The organism is Vibrio sp. SG41-7 (genome assembly GCF_014164465.1).
Classification (GTDB): Bacteria; Pseudomonadota; Gammaproteobacteria; order Enterobacterales; family Vibrionaceae; genus Vibrio; species Vibrio splendidus.
Map to the genome: position 1 here is coordinate 1 of NZ_JACJFF010000184.1, position 6,401 is coordinate 6,401.

Consider the following 6,401-nt stretch of genomic DNA (forward strand, 5'->3'; position numbering starts at 1 on the left):
ATGCCAGGTGACAACGTTCAAATGACTGTTGAGCTAATCGCTCCAATCGCAATGGACGAAGGTCTACGTTTCGCAATCCGCGAAGGTGGCCGTACAGTTGGTGCTGGTGTTGTAGCTAAAATCTTTGCATAAGATTTGACGAACCACTAGTAAAAAGGGCATCATTTGATGCCCTTTTTCTTCGCTGAAAAAAGAGTTGGATGTTTTGGCATCAATTTTAGCTCTTAGCAAAGAATTAAACGGTCTTTTTGACTAAAATGACTGTTAGATGTGTTGTTTTGCAACGCAAAGGAATGTGCCCTGCAACAGCGGGGTTATTGTCGTCTATATTTAAGACTTATCACAGGTTGGTTTTATGAAAGCAAACGCTGAAACTCCTGATAGCTCAGGCGCAGCAGATACAATGAAGTGGGTAGTCGCTTTTGTACTGTTGGCTGCTGCTGTTGTGGGTAATTACCTGTATGGTGAATTGTCTGTTGTAATTCGCGCTGCAGGTGTAGTTGTGCTGATTGCTGCCGCACTAGGCGTTGCAGCAACAACAGTTAAAGGTAAAGCTGCGATCGATTTTGCAAAAGAATCTCGTATGGAGATTCGTAAAGTTGTTTGGCCTACTCGCCAAGAAACTATGCAAACTACATTGATCGTTTTAGCTGTATGTATTGTTATGTCTCTAGTGCTTTGGGGAATTGACGGCATTATGGTCCGTTTAGTTTCTCTAGCGACTGGGGTGTAGAGGGTTCTGATTCATGAGTGAAGCTCCAAAAAAACGTTGGTATGTAGTTCAAGCCTTTTCTGGCTATGAAGGTCGTGTATCTCAATCGCTACGCGAACATATTAAAATGCACGACATGGAAGAGTTCTTTGGTGACGTTTTAGTACCTACTGAAGAAGTAGTGGAAATGCGTGCAGGTCAACGCCGTAAAAGCGAACGTAAGTTCTTCCCTGGCTACGTATTAGTGCAAATGATCATGAATGATGAATCATGGCACTTAGTGCGCAGTATCCCTCGTGTTATGGGCTTCATTGGTGGTACCTCTGATCGTCCTGCACCAATCACTGACAAAGAAGCTGATGCTATCTTGAACCGTCTAGAGAAAGCGAGCGAGTCTCCACGTCCTAAGACAATGTTCGAAGCGGGTGAAGTGGTTCGTGTGAACGATGGTCCGTTTGCTGATTTCAACGGTACAGTTGAAGAAGTAGATTACGAGAAAAGCCGCATTAAGGTATCTGTATCGATCTTTGGTCGTGCAACACCGGTTGAGCTTGAATTTGGTCAAGTTGAAAAGCTAGACTAAAACTTTAATCTTTGAACAAGCTGTGGATAAATACTTCATAAGTTGTTCAAAATAAAAGAGTATAAAAAACCACCTTTTTAGGGTTGTTAAAGGCGCGAATTATGATTATAATTTCGCGCCTTTTTGCTTCTATCGAAGTAAGAAAGAGTTAATTGAAATTAAGGGGAGCTTGCCTTAGGGCTAGCGCATGTACCCAAAAATTAGGAAATATCATGGCTAAGAAAGTTGAAGCTTATATCAAACTGCAAGTTGCAGCTGGTATGGCAAACCCAAGTCCACCGGTTGGTCCTGCTCTAGGTCAACACGGCGTGAACATCATGGAATTCTGTAAAGCGTTCAACGCAAAAACAGAATCTGTTGAGAAAGGTCTACCTACTCCAGTAGTAATTACTGTTTACAACGACCGTTCTTTCACGTTCGTAACTAAGACTCCACCTGCTGCTGTTCTTCTTAAGAAAGCTGCTGGCGTTAAGTCTGGTTCAGGTCGTCCAAACACTGAGAAAGTTGGTACTGTAACTGACGCTCAAGTTCAGGAAATCGCAGAAACTAAAGCTGCTGATATGACTGGTGCTGACATCGAAGCAATGAAGCGTTCTATTGCTGGTACTGCTCGTTCAATGGGCCTAGTGGTAGAGGGATAAGATCATGGCAAAACTTACTAAGCGTATGCGCGTAATCCGCGACAAAGTTGAAGTAACTAAAGAATACGAAATCAACGAAGCTGTTGCTCTTCTTAAAGAACTAGCGACTGCTAAATTCGTTGAGTCTGTAGATGTTGCTGTTAACCTAGGCATCGATGCTCGTAAATCTGACCAAAACGTACGTGGCGCAACTGTGCTACCTCACGGTACTGGCCGTGAAATCCGCGTTGCTGTGTTCACTCAAGGTGCAAACGCAGAAGCAGCTAAAGCAGCTGGCGCAGATATCGTTGGTATGGAAGATCTTGCTGAGCAAGTGAAAAAAGGCGTAATGGACTTTGACGTTGTTGTTGCTTCTCCTGATGCAATGCGCGTTGTTGGTCAACTAGGTACAATCCTAGGTCCACGCGGTCTAATGCCAAACCCTAAAGTTGGTACTGTAACTCCTAACGTTGCTGAAGCGGTTAAGAACGCTAAAGCTGGTCAGGTTCGTTACCGTAACGACAAGAACGGTATCATCCACACTACTATCGGCAAAGCATCTTTCGAAGCTAACCAGCTTCAAGAGAACCTAGAAGCACTTCTAGTTGCTCTTAAGAAAGCTAAGCCTTCTTCAGCGAAAGGTACTTTCCTGAAGAAAGTAAGCATCTCTACTACGATGGGTGCTGGTGTTACTGTTGATCAAGCTAGTCTTGACACTCAAGCAAACTAATTTGCTTTGGCGCAGATTTAGTATATACTTCTGCGCCTAATATTTGTGGTTGGGTGGTTTTTGAAGCAATTCATAACTGTCTATCCCAAGACCGTAGGCGCTGAACCTTTTTAAGGTGAAGCTTAATAAAACCTACGTAGGCGATGTTGTCGTTTGAAATGAATTTATTCATTTTTGAATAACATCGTAAACGCTCAATGTATTTTATATTGAGTGCTGTAATCACAACCAGAGGTTAATCCAAATGGCTTTAAATCTTCAAGACAAAAAAGCAATTGTTGCTGAAGTCAACGAAGCAGCCAGTGGTGCACTTTCTGCAGTTGTAGCTGACTCTCGTGGCGTTACTGTTGGCGCGATGACTTCTCTACGTAAACAAGCTCGCGAAGCGGGTGTTTACATGAGAGTTGTTCGTAACACACTAGCACGCCGTGCAGTAGAAGGTACTGAGTATGAGTGTCTACAAGACACATTTACTGGTCCTAGCCTACTTGCGTTCTCTAACGAGCACCCTGGTGCTGCAGCGCGTCTTTTCAAAGACTTCGCTAAAGAGAACAAAACATTCGAGATCAAAGCTGCTGCATTTGAAGGCGCAGTTACTGATGCTGATGTACTAGCGACACTACCAACTTACGACGAAGCTATCGCACGCCTAATGATGTGCATGAAAGAAGCTTCTGCTGGCAAGCTGGTTCGTACTATCGCTGCTGTTCGCGACCAAAAAGAAGAAGCTGCGGCATAAGCCTTGCTTTTCACTGGTTGCTATTTAAACTTATTGTTGACTTAAAAGAGAATTGTTATGTCTATTACTAACGAGCAAATCCTAGACGCAGTTGCAGAAATGTCTGTAATGCAAGTTGTTGAGCTTATCGAAGCTATGGAAGAAAAATTCGGTGTTACTGCTGCTGCTGCAGTTGTAGCTGGTGGTGCTTCTGCTGAAGCTGCTGCTGAGCAAACTGAATTCGACGTTATCCTTACTGGCGCTGGCGCAAACAAAGTACAAGTTATCAAAGCTGTACGTGGCGCAACTGGCCTAGGTCTTAAAGAAGCTAAAGGTCTTGTAGACTCAGCTCCTGCAGCGCTTAAAGAAGGCGTTGACAAAGCTGAAGCTGAAGCTCTTAAAGCACAGCTAGAAGAAGTTGGCGCTTCTGTTGAAATCAAGTAATTATTACTTAATTTCCTAGCCGCAAGGCTATTGGCTGGTGGTTTATTAACCACCGGCCTTTTTGCGCTGTAGGGCTATGACGAATTTCCCGCTGTTTAACCGTCATAATCCGAGCAAAAAAACAGTCATTTTTTCGAAATGATTGTTCAACTACAGTAAACAGCTGTTTGTCACCGCCCCCTCTGAAGAGTGTTTTGGGTGGTTTGGGTCACTTATCAGCGAGCTGAGGAACCCCATGGTTTACTCTTATACCGAGAAAAAGCGCATCCGTAAGGATTTTGGTACTCGTCCACAAGTTTTGGACATTCCATACCTGTTATCGATCCAGCTTGATTCTTTCGATAAATTCATCGAACAGGATCCAGAAGGTCAATACGGTCTTGAAGCTGCTTTCCGTTCTGTATTTCCAATTCAGAGCTACAACGGCAATTCTGAGCTGCAATACGTTAGCTACCGTCTTGGTGAGCCAGTTTTTGACGTTAAAGAATGTCAAATCCGCGGTGTAACTTACTCAAAGCCACTACGCGTAAAACTACGTCTAGTTATCTTTGATCGAGACGCACCAGCAGGCACTGTAAAAGACATTAAAGAACAAGAAGTCTACATGGGCGAAATTCCGCTTATGACAGACAATGGTACTTTCGTAATTAATGGTACCGAGAGGGTTATCGTATCCCAGCTGCACCGAAGCCCAGGCGTGTTCTTCGACAGTGATAAGGGTAAGACCCACTCATCAGGTAAAGTTCTTTATAACGCACGTGTAATTCCTTACCGTGGCTCATGGTTAGACTTTGAGTTCGATCCTAAGGATAACTTATTCGTACGTATCGACCGTCGTCGTAAGCTACCAGCATCGATTATTCTTCGTGCACTTGGTAAATCGACTGAAGAGATCCTAGATCTGTTCTTCGACAAGGTGAACTTCGAAGTTAAAGACCAAACTCTACTTATGGAGTTGGTTCCTGATCGTCTACGTGGTGAAACTGCGTCATTCGACATCGAATCAAACGGTAAAACTTACGTTGAGACTGGTCGTCGTGTTACTGCTCGCCATATCCGTCAACTTGAAAAAGATGGCGTTGAGCACATCGAAGTACCAGTAGAGTACATCGTTGAAAAGATTGCTGCGAAAGATTACATCAACGAAGCAACTGGCGAGATCATCGTTGGCGCAAACCAAGAGATTAGCCTAGAAGCACTTGCTAATCTGTCTCAAGCAGGTCACAAGACTCTAGAAGTGCTGTTCACGAATGACCTAGACCATGGTCCATTCATGTCAGACACTCTACGTGCGGATAGCACAGTAGATCGCATCTCTGCATTGGTAGAAATCTACCGCATGATGCGCCCTGGCGAGCCACCAACGAAAGAAGCTGCAGAATCATTGTTCGAAAGCCTATTCTTCTCTGAAGATCGTTACGACCTATCAACTGTAGGCCGTATGAAATTCAACAGCTCTATCGAGCGTGAAGAAGAAGAAGAGCGCGGTACTCTGGATGAATCAGACATCATCGAAGTGATGAAGAAACTGATCGGCATCCGTAACGGTATTGGTGAAGTGGACGATATCGACCACCTTGGCAACCGTCGTATCCGTTCTGTAGGTGAAATGGCAGAAAACCAATTCCGTGTTGGTCTAGTTCGTGTAGAACGTGCCGTTAAAGAGCGCCTAAGCCTTGGTGACCTTGATGCAATCATGCCTCAAGATCTTATCAACGCTAAGCCGATCTCTGCTGCAGTTAAAGAATTCTTTGGCTCTTCACAGCTTTCACAGTTTATGGACCAAAACAACCCATTGTCAGAAGTTACGCACAAACGTCGTATCTCTGCTTTAGGTCCTGGTGGTCTTACTCGTGAGCGCGCAGGCTTCGAAGTACGTGACGTTCACGTAACTCACTACGGTCGTCTATGTCCGATCGAAACGCCTGAAGGTCCAAACATCGGTCTAATTAACTCGCTATCTGCGTTTGCACGTTGTAACGATTACGGTTTCCTAGAAACTCCGTACCGTCGTGTAGTAGATGGTGTAGTAACAGAAGAAGTTGATTACCTGTCTGCAATCCAGGAAGGTCAATTCGTAATCGCGCAAGCAAACACTATTCTTACAGAAGAAGGTACGTTTGCAGATGAGCTAATCACAGCTCGTCAAAAAGGTGAATCTGGTCTTCACCCACGCGAGCACGTTGACTACATGGACGTTGCGACAAACCAAGTAGTATCTATCGCTGCTTCGCTTATCCCGTTCCTAGAACACGATGATGCGAACCGTGCATTGATGGGTGCCAACATGCAACGTCAAGCGGTACCAACACTTAGAGCTGATAAGCCTCTAGTAGGTACTGGTATTGAACGTAACATCGCAGTTGACTCTGGTGTTACAGCGGTTGCTAAACGTGGTGGTCAAGTTCAGTCTGTAGACGCTTCTCGTATCGTAGTTAAGGTTAACGAAGATGAATTGGTACCTGGCGAAGCTGGTATCGATATCTACAACCTAACTAAGTACACGCGTTCGAACCAAAACACATGTATTAACCAACGTCCAACTGTACTTCCTGGTGAACCAGTTGCACGCGGTGATGTTCTTGCTGATGGTC

Annotated in this window: 7 protein-coding genes and 1 pseudogene; all 8 read left to right on the top strand. The window is 44.5% G+C overall.

All coding sequences use genetic code 11. The features are described 5' to 3' along the window. Positions 1-132 (top strand): annotated as a pseudogene (gene tuf, locus H5300_RS24930) (elongation factor Tu); the annotation flags it as partial. Between the two features lie 223 nt (positions 133-355). After that, complete coding sequence (gene secE / locus H5300_RS24935) at positions 356-733, top strand: preprotein translocase subunit SecE (protein ID WP_017073785.1); 378 nt, start codon at positions 356-358, stop codon at positions 731-733. Positions 734-746: 13 nt separating this feature from the next. Beyond that, a complete protein-coding gene (gene nusG, locus H5300_RS24940; RefSeq protein WP_012605006.1) occupies positions 747-1,295 on the top strand; it encodes a transcription termination/antitermination protein NusG in 549 nt (182 codons plus the stop codon). Positions 1,296-1,507: 212 nt separating this feature from the next. After that, positions 1,508-1,936 carry a 50S ribosomal protein L11 gene (gene rplK, locus H5300_RS24945; protein ID WP_010435555.1) on the top strand — a complete coding sequence of 143 codons (429 nt, stop codon included), beginning with the start codon at positions 1,508-1,510 and terminating at the stop codon, positions 1,934-1,936. Positions 1,937-1,940: 4 nt separating this feature from the next. After that, the gene (gene rplA, locus H5300_RS24950; RefSeq protein ID WP_017077557.1) at positions 1,941-2,645 is read left to right on the top strand and encodes a 50S ribosomal protein L1; all 705 of its coding nucleotides are present in this window, start codon (positions 1,941-1,943) and stop codon (positions 2,643-2,645) included. Positions 2,646-2,889: 244 nt separating this feature from the next. Then, positions 2,890-3,384, top strand: coding sequence for a 50S ribosomal protein L10 (gene rplJ, locus H5300_RS24955; protein ID WP_017077558.1), 495 nt, complete (start codon positions 2,890-2,892; stop codon positions 3,382-3,384). Positions 3,385-3,441: 57 nt separating this feature from the next. Further along, entirely contained in the window at positions 3,442-3,807 is a 366-nt protein-coding gene (rplL, locus tag H5300_RS24960) for a 50S ribosomal protein L7/L12 (RefSeq protein WP_004729770.1), read from the top strand. A gap of 235 nt (positions 3,808-4,042) precedes the next feature. Further along, positions 4,043-6,401 (top strand): DNA-directed RNA polymerase subunit beta (gene rpoB, locus H5300_RS24965; protein WP_182797182.1); only part of this gene is annotated, 2,359 nt, incomplete at its 3' end.